The organism is Janthinobacterium agaricidamnosum (genome assembly GCF_003667705.1).
GTDB lineage: Bacteria > Pseudomonadota > Gammaproteobacteria > Burkholderiales > Burkholderiaceae_D > Janthinobacterium.
Genome location: NZ_CP033019.1, coordinates 1594636 through 1615553, shown reverse-complemented (window position 1 = coordinate 1615553; position 20918 = coordinate 1594636). Strand labels below are relative to the sequence as shown.

Here is a 20918-nt window from a genome sequence, read left to right as displayed (position 1 = left end):
CGGGGAGCGTTTTTTAACTGATGCTGTTAGGCTTTTGCAGCATCTGCCTTGTAGGCGGCGACGCCGCCCAGGATTTCTTCCTTGGCCACTTCAGGGCCATACCAGCCGTCGATCTTGACCCATTTGCCTTTTTCCAGATCTTTGTAGTGCTCAAAGAAATGCTGGATCTGGCGCAAACGCAGTTCGTTCAAGTCTTCCGGCTTTTGCCAGTGGCTGTAGATCGACAGGACCTTGTCGACTGGCACGGCCAGCACTTTCGCGTCTTCGCCCGACTCGTCGGTCATTTTCAGCACGCCGATAGGACGGCAGCGCACGACCACGCCCGGGATCAGCGGGAACGGGGTGATGACCAGCACGTCGACCGGATCGCCGTCCGGCGACAGGGTGTTCGGCACGTAGCCGTAGTTGCACGGGTAATGCATGGCGGTACCCATGAAGCGATCGACGAAGATCGCGCCGCTTTCCTTGTCGACTTCGTACTTGATCGGATCGGCATTCATCGGGATTTCGATGACGACGTTGAAATCGTTCGGCAGGTCGCGGCCGGAAGAGACGTTATTCAAACTCATGGGGTTCCTCATTAGCGGATGGTGTTTTAACCACGCAATTATAGCGAAGTACAGGCAGCTTGTGCGATGCAGCAGCGGCGCGCCGGCGTTTTGCGCGTCCAGCCAGCAACACTCGCCAGCACGGCCGTCCGGCACGCGCAAGCTGCTGCCGAGAGAATAAACAGGCTATTGGGAATAATAAGTAGAAACACTTAAGCATTACTACGGTCGACCCCGAGTTAATACCTGAAATATCGTCATATTTTCATTTCAATATCACCATGCAGCGGACATGGTTATCATAACCGGCATTGCATTTATTGCAGCCACTTATAACAACTGTGTCAGGCTTATTCTCCCCGAACTGTCAGCGCGTGATGGCGCGGCCGTCTCACCATCGATGGCCATCAAGCCTGCCAGCCCGGAAACTCCCTCATCCAGCATAATCTTTGCGCTTATTTGAAGCATTTATTTGATTCAAATGACGGCCTGGCCAAAAAATGGCGCGACCAGAAGACAATCATCAATTCTGATAAACTGTCACATTCTGGTGATTCCAAACTTTGTATATTCTGCAATCGACGCCTTCCCTGAATTCAATATGGCGCTTTCAACGCGCCACCGATAAATCCTTGCAAAAAGGAATATGATGATTCCCTCTTTCCGGCCCGGGCCTTTATTAAAGGTCACCGGCGTTATTTTCATTCTGTTTGGCCTCGCCCTGCTGGGCGGCGGCATCTGGCTGGCCACGCTCGGCGGCTCCTGGTACTACTTGCTGGCCGGCATAGGCATGCTCGTCGCCGGCGTGCTGGTGTTCCAGGGCAAGCGCAGCGCGCAAGCTTTCCTCGCCTTCTTGCTGACCGCCACCCTCATCTGGTCCGTCATCGAAGTGAAATTCGACTGGTGGCAATTGCTGCCGCGCCTCGACATCTGGTTTGCCGCCGCCGTCTGGCTGCTGCTGCCCTTCGTCAGCCGCCGCCTGGCGCCACCCGCCGCCACGAAACAGGGGCAATTGGGACGCACGGCCCTGTCCGCCGCCGTGGCCCTGACCGTCATCGCCGGCGTCATCGCCCTGTTCCAGGACTACCATGACCTGCATGGCGACGTGCCTGCCGAAAACATGGCCGCCACCGCCAGCGGCGATCTGGCGCCCGGCGTCGAGCACAACGACTGGTCCGCGTATGGCCGCTCCGGCTATGGCGACCGCTACGCCCCGGCCGCGCAGATCACGCCGACGAATATTTCCGGCCTGAAAGAAGCCTGGACCTATCATACGGGCGACTTCAAGGGGCCGAACGATCCGGGCGAGATCGCCAATGAAGTGACGCCGCTGAAGGTCAATGACATGCTGTACCTGTGCACGCCGCACAATATCGTCATCGCCCTGAACCCGGACACGGGCAAGGAAATCTGGCGCCACGATCCGAAGATCAACCGCGACGCGGCCAGCTACCAGCACATGATCTGCCGCGGCGTGGCGTACTGGGACGTCAACGCGGGCCGCGCGAAGAACAATCCCGCCCCCGAAGCGGCCGGCATGGAATGCCCGCGCCGCATCCTGGCGCCGACCATGGACGGCACCATGATCGCCGTCAATGCCGATACGGGCGAGTCGTGCAAGAGCTTTGGCAACAACGGCGTCGTCAACCTGTATAAAAACATGGCCATGATCAAGCGCGGTTTCCTGATGCCGACCTCGCCGCCGGCCGTGTCGCAGAAAATGGCCGTGATCGCCGCCAGCGTGACGGACAACCATTCGACGGAAGAGCCATCGGGCGTAATCCGCGGCTACGATCCCGTCACGGGCAAGCTGATGTGGAACTGGGACCCGGCCACGCCGGAAGATACCAAGCCCTTCCCGGAAGGCAAGAACTACACCAACAACTCGCCCAACTCGTGGGGCGTGGCCAGCATCGATGAAAAGCTGGGCATGGTGTACATCCCGATGGGCAATGAAACCCCCGATACCTGGGGCGGCAACCGCAACAAGAATGGCGAGAAATTCAACAGCGCCATCGTCGCGCTCGACCTGGCGACCGGCAAAGTGCGCTGGGTCTACCAGACCGTGCACCACGATATCTGGGACATGGATATCGGCGGCCAGCCGAGCCTGGTCGACATCGACACGCCGAAAGGCAAAGTCCCGTCCGTCGTCGCCACGACGAAACGGGGCGACATCTATGTGATCGACCGCCGCGACGGCAGCCTGGTCGTGCCGGCGCCGGAAAAACCCGTGCCGACGAGCAATCCTGCCGCCGGCGACACCCTGTCGCCCACGCAGCCGTTCTCGGCCCTGACCTTCTTGCCTGAACGCAATATCAGCGAAGCGGACATGTGGGGCACCACGCCGTTCGACCAGCTCGCTTGCCGCATCATCTTCAAGGAACGCCGTTATGAAGGCCCGTTCACGCCGCAAACGGCCGGCAAGGGCGCCGTCATCTCGCCGGGCCCATTGGGTATTTTCGAATGGGGTGGCGCGGCCATCGACCCCGTGCGCCAGTTGTTGATCGTCAACCCTGACTACATGGGCTTCCTGGAGAAACTCGTGCCGCGCGCCGAAACGACGGCCAAGGGCGGCACGGGCGGCGAAATGGGCTTGCAGCCGCAGACGGGCGTCCCGTTTGCCGTGGAAATCAAGGCCTTTTTGTCGCCGCTGGGTTTCCCATGCCAGGCACCGCCGTGGGGCTATGTGGCCGCCGTCGACCTGCGCACCATGAAAAAAGTGTGGATGCACAAGAACGGCACCACGCGCGACAGCGGTCCCGTGCCGATCCCGTTGCCGCTGGGTGTGCCCAGCCTGGGCGGCATGGTCACCACGGGCGGCGGCGTGACTTTCCTCAGCAGCACGCTCGACTATTACATCCGCGGCTACGACGTCAGCAACGGCAAGGTCGTCTGGAAAGCCCGTTTGCCAGCCGGCGGCCAGGCTACGCCGATGAGCTATGTGTCGAACAAGTCGGGACGCCAGTTCGTCGTCGTCATGGCCGGCGGCCACGGTTCGCTGGGCACGAAGATGAGCGATACCCTGATCGCGTATGCCTTGCCCGAAGGTACGGCCGTACCGAAGAAGTAAAGCTCGAAGAAGTAAATTAGCAAGGTAGCAGCGCAAAAAAAAAGCCGTTCAGTCTGCACTGAACGGCTTTTTTATGTCTGAAGAAATGGTCTACAAGGCTTACAGGATGGTGGCCAGCGCGCACTGCCGGTAATGGGCGGCGGCCTGTTCCGTCTGCTGCAAGGCATCGTGCATCTGCGCCAGCTTCAGGTGGGCGTCGCGCACCATCTGCGGCTCGTTCGCGTCCGACAAAGCCTGCTCCAGGTGGCGCTGGGCCTTGCCCCACAGTTTTTGCTTGAGGCACAAGGTACCGAGGGTCAGCGCCAGTTCCGCATCGAGCGGACGCTGTTTCAGCCATTGCTCGCAATGCTCGATCTGCAGCAGCAAGGCCGGCGTGCCGCTCGGGGCCGCCGCTTCGCGGTAGGCGCGCACGACGCGCTCGTCCCAGTCGGCGGCCAGCGACTCTTCGCACACGAGGCGCGCTTCGTCATGCAGGCCGCGCGCATTCAGGGCCGTGGCGGCGCGGCAGGCGATATACGGCTTGACCCGGTCGGCGCTTGGCACGGTCGACCATACGCGCAGCAAGGATTCGGCGTCATGCGACGGGTCGGACAGCAAATGGTCGTAAGCCAGTTCGCGCAGGCGCGACGACAGGGCCGGATGCAGGGCGCGGTGCTTGTCGAGCGAACGCACGAGGCGCAGCACTTCCGGCCAGTTCTTCGCCTGCTGCTCGGCTTTCAGCGACCATTGCAGCGCGTGAATATGGCGCGTGCCGCTGGCGTTGAGTTCGCGCACGGCGGCCAGCGCCGCTTCCGGCTGGTGGTCGTCGACCAGCAATTCCGTCACCGTCATCAATCGGGCCGTCTTCAGGCTGGCGTCGCCTTCGACGCGGGCCAGCCAGCTGTCGCGGCGTTCGGACTGGCGCATGCGGTGCGCGGCGCGCGCGCCGATCAGCGCGGCCAGGCCGGCGTTTTCGTCCAGTTCGGCGGCGCGCAAGGCGGCCTTCTCTGCATGGCCGAAACGGCCTTCGAACAGGGCTTTCAAGGCTTCGCGCAAACCCTTGTTGCCATCGCGCTCACGCTTGCGCTGGCGGTAGGCCGCCACTTGCGCCGGCATGCGCACGGTGGCGCGCACGGCGCGCACCAGCAGGTACAGCAGCACGAACAGCACGACCTGCAGCAGCAGGAAGAAGTTCAGCGACAAATCGATGCGGTACGGCGGATAGAACAGCACCACGTTGCCAGGGTTGAATCGGGCCGTCACGGCGATACCGATCGCCGCAGCCATCAGGGCGAGTAACCAGAGAAATAGACGCATGGGCTCAGGACTTCGCTTTGTAGTTGCGCACAGCAGTCAGGCTGTCGGACAAGGTTGGCATTTCGATGGCCAGGTTGCTGCCCTGCACCTGGCGCAGCAGGGCTTGCGCCGTCTGCGTGCTCTTGGCGCGGGTGTCGAAATACTTGGCCAGCGCATCCTGCGCGGCGATCAAGTCGTTGCGGAACGCCGTTTCATTGCGCGACAACAAGGCCATGCGGGCATTGAGCAAGCGCAGCTTGACGTTTTCGCGCAAGAAATACGATTGCGTCGGCGACAGCATCAGCGCTTCCGGCGTATCGACTCTGCGAATACGGATCAATTGGCGCACGTCGGCCCACATGTCGCCGCTCCAGGTATTGAAGCCGTCGCGCACCTTTTGCAGCAGCGGTTCCGGCGCCGGAGGACCCACCAGCTTGCCGCTGGCATCGCGCACGGGCTTGGCCTTGCCCGGTTTTTCCGGCGCGGCCGGCAAGGCCGGCGTTTCGTCGGACAGCATCGGCAAGGAATCGACCTGGGCGATCACGGCGTCGAGACGCAGGGCCACGCCCGTCGAATCGACGCTGGGCAGGGCCTTGAGTTTTTCCATGTCGCGCCCGATGGCGCGGCGGATGGTGATGAATTGCGGCTTGTCGGAACGTGACAGGCTGCGGTCCGCGTTTTGCAGGGCGATCAGCGCGCCGGGCACGTTGCCGGCCAGCTGCAGCTGCTGGCTGGCCGTCGACAGCACTTGCTCGATTTCCGTCAGCGCCCACTCGTCGCGATTCTTCGACAAGTCGTTATACAGTTGTTCCAGGGCCAGCTGCTGGCTTTGCGTTTCGCTCTGGCGGTTTTCCAGCGCACCCACCTTGATTTCCAGCTCTTTCGTGCCTTCTTGCACGGTGCGCGCCAGCACGCCCGTTTCGGCGTTGCTGACATCGCCCTTTTGCAGGCGCTTGGCCACTTCTTCGCGCAGGTTGCGGATCTGCTTGCTGGACGACCAGCTTTGCGCCGCCAGCAGCACGGCCAGCACGATGACGGCGATGCTCATGGGCTTTTGCAGCTGTTCCAGCAAGGTCGGCGCGCGGCCGGCAGGTTGGTCGGCCGCCTGCGGCGCCGTCTTCACGGCGCTGCCAGGCGTTGCATTCGGTTCGGAGAGTGTAGGCATTTCGTTCATGGTCGTGATTGTAACGCGGCGAGCACTCCTGCGTCGCCTGATCCTGTCAGGGTGACACGGGCAAAACCCAGGGCCGCCGCCGTTTGTGCAATGCGGGCGTGCGGCACGATCAGATGTTGCTGTTGCATTTTCACAACAGCCGTCTTTTCAGCATCCAATTCCTCAAGAAGCGCCAGCAAACCGCGCAGCGCTTCCGAGCTGGTGATGATCCAGTCATTATTATGCTGCAACAGCTTTTCCAGGGTCGCCCGCAAGGCCGGCGTCAGCTTGGGCACCTGGCGGCGGTAGGCTGTGACGAACTCGACTTCGGCGCCAGCGGCGCGCAAGCCGTCGGCCAGGTAATCGCGTCCGCCGTCGCCGCGCACGATCAGCACGCGCTTGCCGCGCAGGGCCGGCAAGTCCAGCGCCAGCAATAAATGTTCGGAATCGCTGCGCGCCGTGTCGAGCGGACTGGTGATGCTGGCATTCGCATCCGTGACGCCATGCGCGGCCAAGGCCATCCGGCTGCCCTCGCCCACGACGGCCAGCGGCACGCCTGGCGGCCAGGCGGACAGGTGCGCAAAGACGCAATCGATGGCGTTCGGCGAGACGAAGGCCACCAGGTCGTAATCGACCAGACGCGCCAGCACGGCGTGCAGCTGCGCGCATTCATCTGCGCCGTCGAGCGCGTGGATTTCCAGCAGCGGCAACAGTTGCACGGGCAAGCCCAGCGCCGCGATCCTGGCGGCCAGCGGCCCCGCTTGCGCCGCGGGCCGCGTGATCACCACCGTGTCAGGCATGCGGCGCCAGGCCTTCATGGTTGTCGGGCGTAATGACGCACGAGGCGAGGATACCGGCGGCATCCTGTGCGCGCAGCAGTTCGGCCACCTGTTCGCCCAGCAGCTCCGGCGCGCTGGCCGGGCCTTCGAACTCGGCGCTGGCCATGCGCGCGCCGTCCGGCGTGGCGACCATGGCGCGCAAGCGCATGCTGTCGCCTTCGACAGTGGCAAACGCGGCCAGCGGAATCTGGCAGCTGCCGCCGAAAATCTTCGACACCTTGCGCTCGGCCGTGACGGCTTGCGCCGTATCAATATGGTTCAGCGGCGCCAGCAGGGCCGTCATGTCGACGCCGTCGGCGCGACCGGCGCGCACCTCGATCGCCATCGCGCCCTGGCCGGCGGCAGGCAGGCTGTCTTCCGGCGCCAGCACGGCGCGGATGCGCGACGCCAGGCCCAGGCGTTTCAGGCCGGCGGCGGCCAGGATGATGGCGGCGTAATCGCCACGGTCCAGCTTGCCCAAGCGCGTGTCGAGGTTGCCGCGCAGGGGCAGAATCGTCAGGTGCGGGTAGCGCGCGGCGATCAGCGACTGGCGGCGCAGGCTGCTGGTGCCGACGACGGCGCCGTGCGGCAGCTCGGCCAGGCTGGCGTAATCGTTGGACACGAACGCGTCGCGCGGGTCTTCGCGCTCGAGGATGGCGGCCAGGGCAAAGCCTGCCGGCAACTCCATCGGCACGTCTTTGAGCGAATGCACGGCCAGGTCGGCGCGGCCCTCTTCCATCGCCACTTCCAGTTCCTTGACGAACAGGCCCTTGCCGCCTACCTTGGACAGGGCGCGGTCCAGAATCTGGTCGCCGCGTGTGGTCATGCCGAGAATTTCAACGCTACACTGCGGATACAGGGCGGCCAGGCGCGCACGCACGTGTTCGGCTTGCCACATGGCAAGGCGGCTCTCGCGCGTGGCGATCACCAGGCGGGAAGGAATATTTTGGGTCAATTCGGATGCTTTCAAAACAAGTTCTTTCGCTGTGGCTGTCGTTGTCGTTGCCAATTCGCCCGTCCGATATCAATTTGTATCGGAATGGCGCCCGGCCTCGCTATAATCGTTATCCCTTAGCCTAGAAGGCCAAGTCAGGCTAGCGTCCATGTTGAAGACCACAAATTTTATCATGCGCCCCCTCCCCTCTGCGGCCAAACGCCCGGTGCGATCCACATTCCCTTGCTTTTACACTTACTTTGGTTCTTTATTATGCCCAATGACGCAGTAGCACCAGAAATAGTCCCGGCGGCCGGCTCCGACAAGGACGCGCCGCTGAAAGAAGATATCCGCCTGCTGGGCCGCCTGCTGGGCGACGTGCTGCGCGAACAGGAAGGCGACGCCGTCTTCAATGTGGTGGAAACCATACGCCAGACTTCCGTGCGCTTCCGCCGCGAAGCGGACGCCGACGCGGCGCTGGAACTCGACGCCATGCTCAAGGAACTGAGCCGCGAACAGACGATTTCCGTCGTGCGCGCGTTTTCCTATTTTTCGCACCTGGCCAACATTGCGGAAGACCAGCATCACATCCGCCGCCGCCGCGCCCACCTGCTGGCTGGTTCCCCGGCGCAAAAGGGCAGCGTCAGCTTCGCACTGAAGAAGCTGCGCGCCGCCGGCGTGCCGCGCAAGACCGTCGACACCTTCTTCCAGGACGCCCTGATCGCGCCCGTGCTGACGGCCCACCCGACGGAAGTGCAGCGCAAGAGCATCCTCGACGCCGAGCACGACATCGCCCGCCTGCTGGCCGAGCGCGACCTGCCGCAGACGCCGAAGGAACGGCAGGCCAACATGCAGCTGCTGCGCTCGCGCGTGGCCACCCTGTGGCAGACGCGCATGCTGCGCTACTCGAAGCTGACAGTCGCTGACGAAATCGAAAACGCCCTGTCCTACTACCGCATCACCTTCCTGCGCGAACTGCCGGGCCTGTACGACGACATCGAGGAAGACATCGCCGCCGAGTACCCGAACGGCAACGGCACGATCGAGCCGATCAATGCCGCCTACGTGCAGATGGGCAGCTGGATCGGCGGCGACCGCGACGGCAACCCCAACGTCAACGCGGGCACCATGCAGCACGCGCTGGCGCGCCACGCCACCACCATCCTCGACTTTTACCTCGACGAAGTGCACGCGCTGGGCGCGGAACTGTCCGTCTCGACCCTGATGGTGGGCGTGAGCGCCGAACTGCAGGCGCTGGCCGACCAGTCGCCGGACGCCTCGCCGCACCGCAGCGACGAACCGTACCGCCGCGCCCTGATCGGCATCTATGCGCGCCTGGCCGCCACGGCCCGCGCGCTGGGCGCCACCAACATCCTGCGCAAGGAAGTGGGCGCGGCCGCGGCGTACCCTGACGCGGCCGCCTTTGTGGCCGACTTGCGCACCATCGTCGCCTCGCTCGAGTCGCACCACGGCGCGGCCCTCGTGCGCCCGCGCCTGGCGACCCTGGCGCGGGCGGCCGACATCTTCGGTTTCCACCTGGCGTCGCTCGACATGCGCCAGACTTCCGACGTGCACGAGCGCGTGCTGGCCGACCTGTTCGCGAAAAGCGGCGTGGCCGCCGACTACACGACCCTGTCCGAGGAAGACAAGCAGGCGCTGCTGCTGAACGAACTGGCCCAGCCGCGCCTGCTGTACTCGCCCTACATCGCCTACGCCACGGAAACGGATTCCGAACTGGCCATCCTGCGCGCGGCGCGCGACATCCGCCAGCGCTACGGCGCGCGGGCCATCCGCAACTACATCATCTCGCACACGGAAACCGTGTCCGACTTGCTGGAAGTACTGCTGCTGCAAAAGGAAACAGGCTTGCTGCGCACCGACTGGCAGGCCGGGGGCGACGGCGACAGCACGTGCGAGCTGATGGTCATCCCCCTGTTCGAGACCATCCCCGACCTGCAGCGCGCGGCCGGCATCATGAGCCAGCTCATGGCCTTGCCGCTGGTCAAGCAATTGATCGCCAAGCAGGGACAGTTGCAGGAAGTCATGCTCGGCTATTCCGATTCGAACAAGGATGGCGGTTTTCTCACGTCGAACTGGGAACTGTACAAGGCGGAACTGGCATTGGTGGCGGATTTCCAGAAGGCAGGCGTCAAGCTGCGCCTGTTCCATGGCCGCGGCGGCACGGTGGGCCGTGGCGGCGGACCCAGCTACGAAGCCATCCTGGCGCAGCCGCCGGGCACCGTCAACGGCCAGATCCGCCTGACGGAGCAGGGCGAAATCATCGCCTCGAAGTTTTCCAACGCGGAAATCGGCCGGCGCAACCTGGAATTGCTGGTCGCCGCCACCCTGGAAGCGAGCCTGGCGCCGCAGGAAGCCAATCCGGCCCGCAACGGCCAGCTGGCGCAATTCGAAGCCGTGATGGCGCAGCTGTCGGACCTCGCCTATCACGCCTACCGCCACCTCGTGTATGAAACGCCGGGCTTTACGGAGTATTTCTTCTCGGCCACGCCGATTGCGGAAATCGCCGAGCTGAACCTCGGTTCGCGCCCCGCCTCGCGCAAGGCCAACCAGCGCATCGAAGACTTGCGCGCCATTCCCTGGGGCTTTTCCTGGGGCCAGTGCCGCTTGCTGCTGCCGGGCTGGTTCGGCTTCGGCAGCGCCATCGAAGCGTGGATCAACGATGGCGAGCCAGCGTCGAAGGATGACAGGATCGCCACCCTGCGCGCCATGTACGCCGAATGGCCGTTCTTTGCCACCCTGCTGTCGAACATGGACATGGTGCTGGCCAAGACGGACCTGGCCATCGCGTCGCGCTACGCGGAACTGGTGGCGGACCAGGACTTGCGCGAACGCATCTACAAGCGCATCACGGAAGAGCATGGCAACACCTTGCGCTGCCTGGAGCTGATCACCGGCAATACCGAGCGCCTGGCGGGCAATCCGCTGCTGGCCCGCTCGATCCAGAACCGCTTCGCCTACCTCGACCCGCTGAACCATTTGCAGGTGGAATTGATCAAGCGCAACCGCGCCCTGTCCAGCGCCAGTAAAGTCGATGAACGGGTGCACCGCGGCATCCAGCTGTCGATCAACGGCGTGGCGGCAGGCTTGCGCAACACGGGCTGATCGCGCCGCATTGCCTTCGGCAAGCAGGGGCCGGCACCGCAAGGGTCGGCCCTTTTGCTTTCCAAATGGAAAAATATTCTCAATAAAACAACATTTGGTATTACACTAGCGTCGAATACTTTTCCCACTCCGGCGCTACGTGCACCGCAGCGGCCAACGATGACGCCAGGGACGCGTATGAGCAAATGGTCGATTGAAACGCTGAGTACGGCATGCGCCGCCCTCGTCCTGGTGGTGCTGGGCTGGCTGGCCGGCGCGGCCTGGCAGGAGCTCGACTCCTGGGAACATATCTGGCTGTTGCTGCTGCTGGCGGCAGCCGCCGGCACGGCCATGTGGCTGATGCGCAAGCTGCGCGCCCACCTCGCCAGCACGCGCTTGCAGCTCGATGCCAGCACCATGCGCTACCGCCACCTGAGCGAGACGGCGCAGGACGGCATGTGGCAAACGGATGCGCAAGGCACGATATTGCATCTCAACCAGCGCCTGTGCGACATGCTCGATATGCCTGCGGAAAAGCTGCTGGGCCATAAAATGAGCGAATTCTACGATGAGGCGACCTTGCTGCGCCTGTGTCCGCTGCGCCAGACAGCCACGGATAGCTGCATGGGAGAACTGCAATACCGGCACAGCGACGGTTCGGAACGCTGGGCGATGATCAGCGGCCGCCGCCTGTACGACCAACAGGGCACGCTGACGGGCGCGCTCGTGCTGGCCAGCGACATCACCGAACAAAAGCGGGCCGAACATGCATTGAGCGTCGCCCATGCGGAACTGGAAAGCCGCGTGGCCCTGCGCACGGCCCAGCTGCTCGACGTCAATCTCCAGCTATCGGCGGAAATCGCCATGCGCGCGCAAACGGAAGCGGCCCTGGCGCGCAGCGAAGAACGGCTGCAGGACATCATCTCCATGATGCCCCTGTCGCTGTTCCTGAAAGATGCCGATTCGCGCATCGTGCTGATGAACCAGGCCTGCGAGCAGCAATGGGGCGTGCACCAGCAGGACATTGCCGAAGGGCGCGACTTGCAGCATTTCCCCAGCGACCAGAACGTGGGCTTCCACGCGGCGGACCAGGAAGCGTTTGCCAGCCGCAAGGTGGTGATACGCGAAGAACTGGTATGGAATGCGCAGCTGCAGGAAAATCGCCTGCTGCAGACGCACAAGAAACCCATCTTCGATGCCGAAGGGCGGCCGCAGATGATCATCGCCATGGCCATCGACATCACCGACAGCAAGCGCAACGAGGAAAACCTGGAACGCACCCTGGCCCAGCTGCGCGAACTGAGCGACCACCAGCAAACGATCAAGGAAGAGGAACGCCGGCGCATCGCGCTCGACATTCATGACGACCTGGGCCAGAACCTGATGGTGCTGCGCATCGATGTGTCGCTGCTGCACGCGCGCACGGCCAAGACCCATCCGCGCCTGCACCGCCACGCGCAGCGCGTGCTCGACACCATCGACACCACCATCCGCTCGGTGCGCACCATCATCAATGACCTGCATCCCAGCACCCTCGAACTGGGACTGGGTCCGGCGGCCGAATGGCTGCTCCGCCAGATGGAAAGCCGCGGCGCCATCCGCTACCGGCTCACGCTCGACAGCGAGGTGCCGGACCTGGGCCTCGATCAGCGCCAGACCTCGGCCATCTTCCGCGTGCTGCAGGAATCGCTGTCGAACATCGTGCGCCACGCCCAGGCCAGCGAAGTGGAGGTGGCGCTGGAGCAAGATGCGGATTCCATCATCCTGCGCATCAGCGACAACGGCATCGGCATGCAGCCGGGCGACGACGGCAAGCGGGCCGCCTTCGGCCTGAAAAGCATACGCGAACGTGTCCACGCGCTGGGCGGCGAACTGCGCATCGACAGCCAGGCGGGCCGGGGCACGGTGCTGACCATCTACCTGCCCCACGCCGCCAGACGCGCCATGCCGGCCATGCCAGAACACAAACATTACCAAAAACAGTAGCGAATTAAATATGCATTTTTGGCAAATAAAAGTATAGTAAGTTTTTTCCTAGAGGAAACTATCATGCTGACACGGTTCTCCCGCCTCCCCGCCCCATTGCTCGGCCTGTGCCTGCTGGCCGCCGTTTCCAGCGCCAGCGCCACCATCTATGCCGAACGGGGCTTTGGAGAAAGGGATGGCAACGGCAGCATCGCATCCGACCTGAACCCGGCTGGCCTGGTGGCCGGCATCATCATGGAAGAGGAAGGACGGCGCCGCGCCGTGACGTATCAGCATGGCCGCCTCCGCGAGCTGGGCACCCTGGGCGGCGATGAAGGTTTTACCAAGGCCATCAATATCCATGGCGCGGTGGTCGGTTCGGCGCAAACGGCCAGCGGCGCCTGGCACGCCTTCCGCTACGACGCGGCGGGCGGCATGCGCGACCTGGGCACCCTGGGCGGTACCAGCAGCTATGCCACGGCCATCGCACAAGGCGGCCAGGTGGCCGGCTATGCCGACACGAGCGGCGGCGATTTCCACGCCTTTGTGACAAAAGCCGACCACAGCCTGCAAGACCTGGGCACCCTGGGCGGCGCCAGCAGCTATGCCAGCGGCCTGAACAGCCATGGCGTGGTGGTGGGCACGGCCCAGCGCGGCGATGGCTACCGCCGCGCCTTCGTCTACCACCCCGGCGCGGGCATGCAGGAAATCGGCACTCTGCCCGGCGGGCGCATCAGCTCGGCCACCGCCATCAATGACGCGGGCCTGATCGTGGGCGCCTCGGAAACGGAAAAACGCCGCTGGCACGCGTTTGCCTGGGATGGCAAGCGCATGCTGGACCTGGGCGCCCTGATCGGCCAGGGCGACAGCTACGCCACGGCCGTCAACGCGGCCGGGCACGTCGTCGGCAGCGTCAACATCAACGGTTTTGAACCGATGACCTTTGTCTACAAGGAAGGCGTGATGACGGTACGCCGCCGCGACGACGGCCTGTATCTGACCAACAAGATCACGGACGCCGGCCTGGTGGTGGGCGCCGTCTACACAGGGCATAAATTCCAGGCCTTCGCCGTGCCCTCGCAAGCATCGCCGCCGCCGCCGCGCCGCAACCCGCTGGACTGGTTCTTCCTGACCGTCATCGCCGCCGCCTGCGGCGCGGCCCTGTTCCGCGCGCGCCGGCACGTGCGCGCCGGCCTGCTGGGACAGCGCACGCATTTTCTGTAAATCGGCACAGGTAGGGACGAAAAAAAAGAGGCTTGCGCCTCTTTTTTTATTGCCTGCTGACCGCTTAGTTTTGCGTCAGGAAAGTCTTCAGCTTGTCCGAGCGCGAAGGCTGGCGCAGCTTGCTCATGGCTTTCGCTTCGATCTGGCGGATGCGCTCACGCGTCACGTCGAACTGCTTGCCCACTTCTTCCAGCGTGTGGTCGTTCGACATTTCCACGCCGTAACGCATGCGCAGCACTTTCGCTTCGCGCGGCGTCAGGGAGTCCAGCACTTCCTTGATCACGTTGCGCATCGATGCGTGCAGCGCGGCGTCCAGCGGCGCCAACGTCGTGTTGTCTTCGATGAAGTCGCCCAGTTGCGAATCGCCATCTTCGCCCATCGGCGTTTCCATGGAAATCGGCTCTTTCGCGATCTTCATGATTTCACGCACCTTGTTTTCCGGCATTTCCATCTTGACGGCCAGGGTCGCCAGGTCCGGCTCGCTGCCCGTTTCCTGCATGATCTGGCGCGAGATGCGGTTCATCTTGTTGATCGTTTCGATCATGTGCACCGGCACGCGGATGGTGCGGGCCATGTCGGCGATCGAACGCGTGATCGCCTGGCGTATCCACCAGGTGGCGTAGGTCGAAAACTTGTAGCCGCGGCGGTATTCGAATTTATCGACGGCCTTCAGCAGACCGATGTTGCCTTCCTGGATCAGGTCGAGGAATTGCAAGCCGCGGTTGATGTATTTCTTCGCGATCGAAATCACCAGACGCAAGTTAGCGACCGTCATTTCGCGTTTCGCGTGACGCGCGCGCTTTTCGCCGGCAGCCATCTGCTTGTTGATCTTGCGCAAGTCCGCCAGCGGCAGGGCCACGCGCGCTTGCAGGTCGATCATCTTCTTTTGCAGTTCCTTGACGGCAGGCACGTTACGGCTGAGGATGGCGCTGTACGGGTACTTGCAGTCGACTTCGCGGTCGACCCATTCCAGGTCGCATTCATTGCCCGGGAACACCTTGATGAAGTGGGCGCGCGGCATGCCGCATTTGTTCACGCACAGTTCCAGCACGGCGCGCTCGATGTGGCGCACTTCTTCCATCTGGCCGCGCAGGGTGTCGCACAGCTTTTCCACGACCTTGGCCGTGAAGCGGATGCCCAGCAATTCCTGCGAAATGGCTTCCTGCGCCTTGATGTAGGCTTTCGAGTTGTAACCCTCGGGCGCCTTGCGCATCTTGTCGTACTGCGTGGAAATGACGTTGAATTTCTCCAACGCATTCTTTTTCAGCTGGGCCAGTTGCTCGCTGGAGAAACCGGCCGCGCCGCCATTGGCGTCGCCGTCTTCTTCCTCGGCTTCTTCTTCCTCTTCCTCGTCGTCACCGCTGGCGGCGGGGGCGGCGGGAGCGGCGGCCGGTGCCGGGGCATTGCTTTCGTTCAAATCCACAAAGCCGTCGACCACTTCATCAACCTTGATTTCATCGCGCGCAATTTTTTGCGACAGCGCAACGATTTCGCCGATCGTGGTGGGGCAGGCGGAAATAGCCTGGATCATGTCCTTCAGGCCGCCTTCGATGCGCTTGGCGATCTCGATCTCGCCTTCGCGCGTCAGCAGCGCCACGGCGCCCATTTCACGCATGTACATGCGCACGGGGTCGGTGGTGCGGCCGAAGTCGGAGTCGACCGTCGACAGGGCCGTGGCGGCAGCCGCTTCCACTTCATCGTCGCTGGTGACGGTGGCGACGTTGTCAGTCAACAACAGGCTTTCCGCATCAGGGGCACGCTCGTAGACGGCGATGCCCATGTCGTTGAAAGTGGCGATGATGCCTTCGATCGCTTCCGGATCGATGATGTTTTCCGGCAATTGGTCATTGATCTCGGCGTAGGTGAGGAAACCGCGTTCCTTGCCCATGTTGATCAAGCCCGTGATCTGCTTGCGGCGGCGTTCCAGGTCCGCTGCCGATGCTTCCGGATCGCCGAGCGCGTCCGCCAGGCCGCCCTTGGCCTTGCGGTCGCGCGCTTTCGACACGGCCTTCAGTTCGGCGCGCTCGACGGCGTTCAGTGCCGCCACTTCATCGTTTTCCGGCGTGAATTCGCTCGGCTTGCGGCCGCGGCGGCCTGGCACCTTGACGGTCGGCAGGAAGTAATTCGAGGTGTCGATGGCGGCCAGGGCATCGGCGTCCGTGGTCTTGCTGACCACTTGCGCGCCGGTGATGATGGTCACGGGCGCTGCCTCAGGCTTGGCGCGCACGACTTTCGAGCGGGCTGCCGTCACCACCTTGTTCGTGGCGGCGCTTTCGCTGACCTTGCGCGGCGCGGCCGGGGCCTTGGCGCCGGGGGCGACCTTCACGCTTGGCGTTTTGGCCGGTGCGGCGTCGGCCACCTCGGCCACTTCGGCAACGGCGTCGACAGCCGCCGCTGGCGCTTCGGCAGCCGCATCGGCCGGCGGCACGGCAGCCAGGCGCGAGCGGCTTTTCTTCACCACGGTGACGACGGTCGGTGCCGTCGTGACGGTCGCTTCCGGATTCGCTTGCGCATTATCGATGAAGTAAGATAAAGTCGTTTTGGGTACGGCAAGTGGCGCCGCGGCTGGGCGTGGCGCCTTGGCGGACAACGTTAAAGTTTTTGGCGTATTCTTCATGAGATATCTCTTAATGCGAGACCAGATGGTGTCGGCGCGAAGTGAATGATTCCACCTAAGCCTGCGAAACCGGACTCGATGGAGCGTATTGTTGCGGCTGCCGTGTTAACGGCAGCGGCGCCTGTCTATCGGGACGTTCAAAGCCCGCGCATCCGTCATGCGGAGCGGCGGGGCCGAAGCCGGGTCAGATAAATAAGCGATGTACATTGCGGAATGAAAAAAAGCCCGTACCAGAACGGGCTTGAATCTATTGTTGTTCAGTGAAGACACAGCGGAGAGCAAGATTATGCACGAAGGCCAGTTATCTGGATAATTGATAAGCAAAATATCTGATATCAAAAATATCAATAATGATGGCCCTGCACCGCACTGCTCCTATCCCCTGCACACCTGAGCCAGACCATCAAAAACGGGGTCCAGTCATCAGCGCAAGCCGACATTATACACATTTCCCGTATTTCGCGCTGTGTCCGCTGTAGGGCGGACCCGCTTGTTGCAGCGCAAGTTGCCAAAAAAGACAATGCACTTGCCTGTGGCGCGTGCTATGCTCCCCTTTTATAGCCCAACCAATGATGTCGATGACCAGCTCCACGCCAGACCAGCAAGCCACCACTCCTGACACGCCAGTCGATGCAGCCCCAGCGGCGGCACCGGCCGCAGCGACCACGCCGGCGCCGGCCGGCCTGACCGCACGCGCGCTGCTGAAGCAGTTCCAGGAGCAATTCCCGCCATTCCGCGATTGCCTGCCCTTGTCGATCGGTATCGACAAGCAGATCCTGGCGCGCCTGCCGGACCTGGACCGCAAGCTGATGCGCACGGCGCTGGGCATCCACACGGGTTCGCTGCGCTACCTGCGCGTGATGGAAAAAGCCAAGATCCGCTACGACCTCGACGGCACGGCCGGCGCGGAAGTGACGCAAACGCACCGCGACCACGCCACGCAAGTCTTGCAGCAGCGCTTCAAGAAGGAAGCCGAGCGCAAGAAAGCCGAGCGCGACGCGGCGGCCGCCGAAGAAGCGAACCGCTTGCGCCTGGAAAAACTGAATCAGCTGACCGCGAAATTCTCGCGCAAAGGCTGATCCGGTTTCATGGACACAGCTGCCGTACCGCCACTCCCCCCGTATCAAGGCATCGCCCTCGACCACGTCAAGCTGGTACGTACCAGCGATGATGCACAGGCGGCCATGGCCGCCCTGCTGGCAGCGGACGCCATCGGCTTCGATACGGAATCAAAGCCTACTTTTGTGAAGGGCGAGTCCTCCACGGGACCGCATCTGATCCAGCTGGCTACCGACGACATCGCCTACCTGTTCCAGGTGGGCAGCACGCCGGCGCCGGCCCTGGCCGAACTCAAAGCCATCCTCGAATCGACCACCACCCTGAAGGTGGGCTTTGGCCTGTCCGACGACGTCAAGCGCCTGCGCAACAAGCTGGGCATCGCGCCAGCCCAGGTGCTCGACCTGTCCGTCGCCCTGCGCGGCGGCCAGCGCAACGACCTGGGCGCGAAGACGGCCGTGGCCAAATTTTTCGGCCTGCATCTGCAGAAATCGAAAAAGATCTCCACCACCAACTGGGCCACGTCGCGCCTGACGGAAAAGCAGATCCTGTACGCGGCCGACGATGCGCAAGTGGCCCTGCGCGTGTACCGCCGCTGGATCGCCGAAGGCGGCAAGGTGGCGCCGCAAAAAGCGCCGCGCGTCAGCACGCCGCCTGCCCCGCCGCCAGTCGCCGCCTGAGCCGGCGCGCCTTCCTGCAACATGAGCAAGAACAAGTCCATCGGCACCACGCCTGACGCGATCACCGCCGCCGAACAGGCGCTGGGGCGTGGGCTGCCCGCGTCCTACGTGCAATGGTTATTGGTCAACAATGGCCGCGCGCTGGGCGCCTTGAGCATCTTTCCCGTCTACGATGCGGCTAATGCGCGCAAGACGTGGGAATCGATAGAACGCCATTACCGCACCGACTGGCAAGAGTGGCTCGAGAATACGGATGACGGCGATGCCGCATCCCTGCTGCCCTTTGCCCAGTTCGGCACGGGCGATTACTATTGTTTTGACTATGCGCAAACGGGGCCATCGGGCGAGCCGATGGTCGTGCTGTGGTCGCACGAAACAGGGACTGCCACCACGGTGGCGCCCGACTTTGCGTCATTCCTGATACTGCCCGGCCGCCCGGGCTGACACCCGGCGGCCGGCGCAGCCTTATTTGACCAGACGCAAGGTCAGGGGATAGCGGTAAGTGACGCCATTGCTGGCCTTGACGGCAGCGACGATCGAGCACACCAGATTGGCCAGCGCCACGATCCAGAACAGGAACAGGCCGATCAGCACGAACGACAGGATGAAGCAGGCAAAATACCAGATGATCAGGGTGATCTGGAAATTGAGCGCCTCGCGGGCGTTCTCGGCCGAGAATTTATCCGCATCGTCTTTCTTGATCAGGTAAATGATCAGCGGCGCCACCCAGCTGGTGAACAGGCCGCCAACGTGGGACAGAATGGCCAGCGTCGTATCTTGCGTACGACCCAGTTCCGGCTGCGTGTTATCCATTATCATTCCCATCATTCGTTATAGATACTTCAATATAACAGCAATATTTCCTTTTGGAATGAAACACTTGCTGGCGCAAGGACTTTTTTTCACGTGCCGCTTGCCGCCCTCTGCGCCAGCCGCCCCAGGGTGGCGATGGCCTCTTCCAGCTGCGGACTCCACGGGTGGCCATAATTGAGGCGGATGCAGTGGCGAAACGCGCGCGTGGCGGAAAAGATGGGGCCGGGCGCGATGCTGATGCCGGCCGCCAGCGCGCTGCGGTGCAAGGCCAGCGCATCGATGCCCGCCGGCATTTCAACCCAGACGAAATAGCCGCCCTGCGGCCGCGTTACCCGCGTGCCGGGCGGAAAATGCACGGCGATCGCTTGCAGCATGGTGTTTTGCTGCGCCGCCAGGGTCAAGCGCAGCTGGCGCAAATGGCGGTCGTAGCCGCCCTGCGCCAGATAATCGGCCAGCGCCATCTGCAGGGGGATGGGCGCCGACAGGCTCGTCGTCAGTTTCAAGCGCTCGACCTGTCGCGCATAGCGGCCCGCCACGGCCCAGCCCAGCCGGAAACCGGGCGCCAGGGTCTTGGAAAACGAGCTGCAATGCATGACGAGGCCCGCGCTGTCGTGGCTTTTCGTCAGGCCCGGACGCTGCTTGCCGAAATACAGCTCGCCATACACGTCATCCTCGATCAGCGGCACGCCATGGCGCGCCAGCAGTTCGACCAGCGCGCGCTTCTTTTCCGGCGGCATCAGGCTGCCCAGGGGGTTCTGGAAACTCGTCATCAGCCAGCACGCCTTGGGCCGGTGGCGTTGCAGCAACTCTTCCAGCGCCGCCAGGTCGACACCGTCACGGGGGCTGGTGGCAATTTCCACCGCCTTCAGTTCCAGCCGCTGCAGCGCCTGCAGGCAGGCATAGAAGCTGGGCGACTCGATCAGCACCGTGTCGCCGGGCCGCGTGACGGCTTGCAGGCACAGGTTCAGCGCTTCCAGCGCGCCATTCGTGATGACGATGTCGTCGCTGGAAACGGGCACGCCGTCAAGCTGATAGCGCAGGGCGATCTGGCGGCGCAGCTCGGCATTGCCCAAGGACAAATCCGTGACGGTGCTCCACGGGTCGAGGCGGCGCATGCTGGCCGACACGGCCCGCGCCAGCCTTTCCATGGGGAACAGCTGCGGGCTGGGAAAGGCCGAACCGAACGGCACGATATCGCGCGCGCCGACGGCGCCCAGCACCTCGAACACGAGGTCGCTGACATCGACTGTGGTGCTGGCGTCGAGCGGGTGGGAACTGTCCGGCTCGGGCGCCAGCGCGGCGCGCTGCGGCGCCACGTAATAGCCGGAGCGGGGACGCGAGACGATCATGCCGCGCGCTTCGAGCAAATAATACGCCTGGAACACCGTCGACGGGCTGACGCCCCTGCGCGCATGCTGCTGGCGTACGGACGGTAATTTATCGCCAGGCAGCAACAACTGCGTGGCTATCATGGCGGCGACTTCTTCCGCCAATTCCTCATATCGTTTCAACCCTGCTCCTCAAACTGATCCGTAGTTTTATTGCACAACTGATCCTGTCACAGTGACAGCACCCGGTATATGCTAGGGTAACAACATCCGGGCAGCAACACCGGCACGGCACATCGACCGACGAGACAGGTTATTTCCCCATGCAACTC

The 20918-nt window shown here is 63.2% G+C and carries 15 protein-coding genes; 7 read left to right on the top strand and 8 right to left on the bottom strand.

What is annotated here, in order from left to right:
- Positions 1–26 precede the first annotated feature (26 nt).
- Complete coding sequence (gene ppa, locus D9M09_RS07430) at positions 27–569, bottom strand: inorganic diphosphatase (protein WP_086139428.1); 543 nt, start codon at positions 567–569, stop codon at positions 27–29.
- Between the two features lie 625 nt (positions 570–1194).
- Here ppa and D9M09_RS07425 point away from each other — a divergent pair.
- Positions 1195–3621, top strand: a complete 2427-nt coding sequence (locus tag D9M09_RS07425; RefSeq protein WP_162995606.1) for a membrane-bound PQQ-dependent dehydrogenase, glucose/quinate/shikimate family — start codon at positions 1195–1197, stop codon at positions 3619–3621.
- A gap of 99 nt (positions 3622–3720) precedes the next feature.
- Here D9M09_RS07425 and D9M09_RS07420 read toward each other — a convergent pair whose 3' ends face one another.
- The 4 genes from D9M09_RS07420 to hemC are packed head-to-tail and all read right to left on the bottom strand — an operon-like array spanning position 3721 to position 7837.
- Positions 3721–4917 (bottom strand): heme biosynthesis protein HemY, encoded by a 1197-nt coding sequence (locus tag D9M09_RS07420; RefSeq protein WP_071650305.1) that lies wholly within the window; start codon positions 4915–4917, stop codon positions 3721–3723.
- 4 nt (positions 4918–4921) lie between these two features.
- Positions 4922–6070: a uroporphyrinogen-III C-methyltransferase gene (locus D9M09_RS07415; RefSeq protein WP_070291290.1), complete on the bottom strand. Its 1149-nt coding sequence runs from the start codon at positions 6068–6070 to the stop codon at positions 4922–4924.
- On the bottom strand, positions 6067–6849 hold the full coding sequence (locus tag D9M09_RS07410; protein ID WP_121668949.1) for a uroporphyrinogen-III synthase: 783 nt from the start codon (positions 6847–6849) through the stop codon (positions 6067–6069). Before D9M09_RS07410 ends, D9M09_RS07415 begins: the two co-directional genes overlap by 4 nt.
- Entirely contained in the window at positions 6842–7837 is a 996-nt protein-coding gene (hemC, locus tag D9M09_RS07405) for a hydroxymethylbilane synthase (RefSeq protein ID WP_430886688.1), read from the bottom strand. Before hemC ends, D9M09_RS07410 begins: the two co-directional genes overlap by 8 nt.
- Positions 7838–8074: 237 nt before the next feature.
- On the opposite strand from hemC, the gene ppc reads away from it, so the two are divergent.
- From ppc to D9M09_RS07390, 3 genes are all read left to right on the top strand, one after another.
- Complete coding sequence (gene ppc / locus D9M09_RS07400) at positions 8075–10924, top strand: phosphoenolpyruvate carboxylase (RefSeq protein WP_121668948.1); 2850 nt, start codon at positions 8075–8077, stop codon at positions 10922–10924.
- 177 nt (positions 10925–11101) lie between these two features.
- Positions 11102–12889, top strand: a complete 1788-nt coding sequence (locus D9M09_RS07395) for a PAS domain-containing sensor histidine kinase (RefSeq protein WP_162995605.1) — start codon at positions 11102–11104, stop codon at positions 12887–12889.
- A gap of 63 nt (positions 12890–12952) precedes the next feature.
- On the top strand, positions 12953–14092 hold the full coding sequence (locus D9M09_RS07390; RefSeq protein WP_121668947.1) for an HAF repeat-containing protein: 1140 nt from the start codon (positions 12953–12955) through the stop codon (positions 14090–14092).
- Between the two features lie 64 nt (positions 14093–14156).
- Here D9M09_RS07390 and rpoD read toward each other — a convergent pair whose 3' ends face one another.
- Positions 14157–16709, bottom strand: a complete 2553-nt coding sequence (gene rpoD / locus D9M09_RS07385) for an RNA polymerase sigma factor RpoD (protein ID WP_121668946.1) — start codon at positions 16707–16709, stop codon at positions 14157–14159.
- 569 nt (positions 16710–17278) lie between these two features.
- Here rpoD and D9M09_RS07380 point away from each other — a divergent pair.
- The 3 genes from D9M09_RS07380 to D9M09_RS07370 are packed head-to-tail and all read left to right on the top strand — an operon-like array spanning position 17279 to position 18889.
- The gene (locus D9M09_RS07380; RefSeq protein WP_070224995.1) at positions 17279–17788 is read left to right on the top strand and encodes a ProQ/FINO family protein; all 510 of its coding nucleotides are present in this window, start codon (positions 17279–17281) and stop codon (positions 17786–17788) included.
- A gap of 9 nt (positions 17789–17797) precedes the next feature.
- Positions 17798–18445, top strand: coding sequence for a 3'-5' exonuclease (locus D9M09_RS07375; protein ID WP_070313170.1), 648 nt, complete (start codon positions 17798–17800; stop codon positions 18443–18445).
- Between the two features lie 21 nt (positions 18446–18466).
- Positions 18467–18889, top strand: a complete 423-nt coding sequence (locus D9M09_RS07370; RefSeq protein ID WP_121668945.1) for an SMI1/KNR4 family protein — start codon at positions 18467–18469, stop codon at positions 18887–18889.
- A gap of 21 nt (positions 18890–18910) precedes the next feature.
- On the opposite strand, the gene D9M09_RS07365 is transcribed toward D9M09_RS07370, so the two are convergent.
- Positions 18911–19258, bottom strand: a complete 348-nt coding sequence (locus D9M09_RS07365; RefSeq protein WP_070291296.1) for a DUF4870 domain-containing protein — start codon at positions 19256–19258, stop codon at positions 18911–18913.
- Between the two features lie 89 nt (positions 19259–19347).
- Entirely contained in the window at positions 19348–20769 is a 1422-nt protein-coding gene (locus D9M09_RS07360) for a PLP-dependent aminotransferase family protein (RefSeq protein ID WP_121668944.1), read from the bottom strand.
- Positions 20770–20918 lie beyond the last annotated feature (149 nt).

Excerpts from the sequence above, each read along its gene's own strand:
- D9M09_RS07415 (WP_070291290.1), bottom strand. The coding sequence starts at position 6,070 with ATGAACGAAATGCCTACACTCTCCGAACCGAATGCAACGCCTGGCAGC.
- D9M09_RS07380 (WP_070224995.1), top strand. The coding sequence starts at position 17,279 with ATGATGTCGATGACCAGCTCCACGCCAGACCAGCAAGCCACCACTCCT.
- D9M09_RS07390 (WP_121668947.1), top strand. The coding sequence starts at position 12,953 with ATGCTGACACGGTTCTCCCGCCTCCCCGCCCCATTGCTCGGCCTGTGC.
- ppc (WP_121668948.1), top strand. The coding sequence starts at position 8,075 with ATGCCCAATGACGCAGTAGCACCAGAAATAGTCCCGGCGGCCGGCTCC.
- ppa (WP_086139428.1), bottom strand. The coding sequence starts at position 569 with ATGAGTTTGAATAACGTCTCTTCCGGCCGCGACCTGCCGAACGATTTC.
- D9M09_RS07375 (WP_070313170.1), top strand. The coding sequence starts at position 17,798 with ATGGACACAGCTGCCGTACCGCCACTCCCCCCGTATCAAGGCATCGCC.
- D9M09_RS07420 (WP_071650305.1), bottom strand. The coding sequence starts at position 4,917 with ATGCGTCTATTTCTCTGGTTACTCGCCCTGATGGCTGCGGCGATCGGT.
- D9M09_RS07365 (WP_070291296.1), bottom strand. The coding sequence starts at position 19,258 with ATGGATAACACGCAGCCGGAACTGGGTCGTACGCAAGATACGACGCTG.
- D9M09_RS07410 (WP_121668949.1), bottom strand. The coding sequence starts at position 6,849 with ATGCCTGACACGGTGGTGATCACGCGGCCCGCGGCGCAAGCGGGGCCG.
- rpoD (WP_121668946.1), bottom strand. The coding sequence starts at position 16,709 with ATGAAGAATACGCCAAAAACTTTAACGTTGTCCGCCAAGGCGCCACGC.
- D9M09_RS07370 (WP_121668945.1), top strand. The coding sequence starts at position 18,467 with ATGAGCAAGAACAAGTCCATCGGCACCACGCCTGACGCGATCACCGCC.
- D9M09_RS07425 (WP_162995606.1), top strand. The coding sequence starts at position 1,195 with ATGATGATTCCCTCTTTCCGGCCCGGGCCTTTATTAAAGGTCACCGGC.
- D9M09_RS07395 (WP_162995605.1), top strand. The coding sequence starts at position 11,102 with ATGAGCAAATGGTCGATTGAAACGCTGAGTACGGCATGCGCCGCCCTC.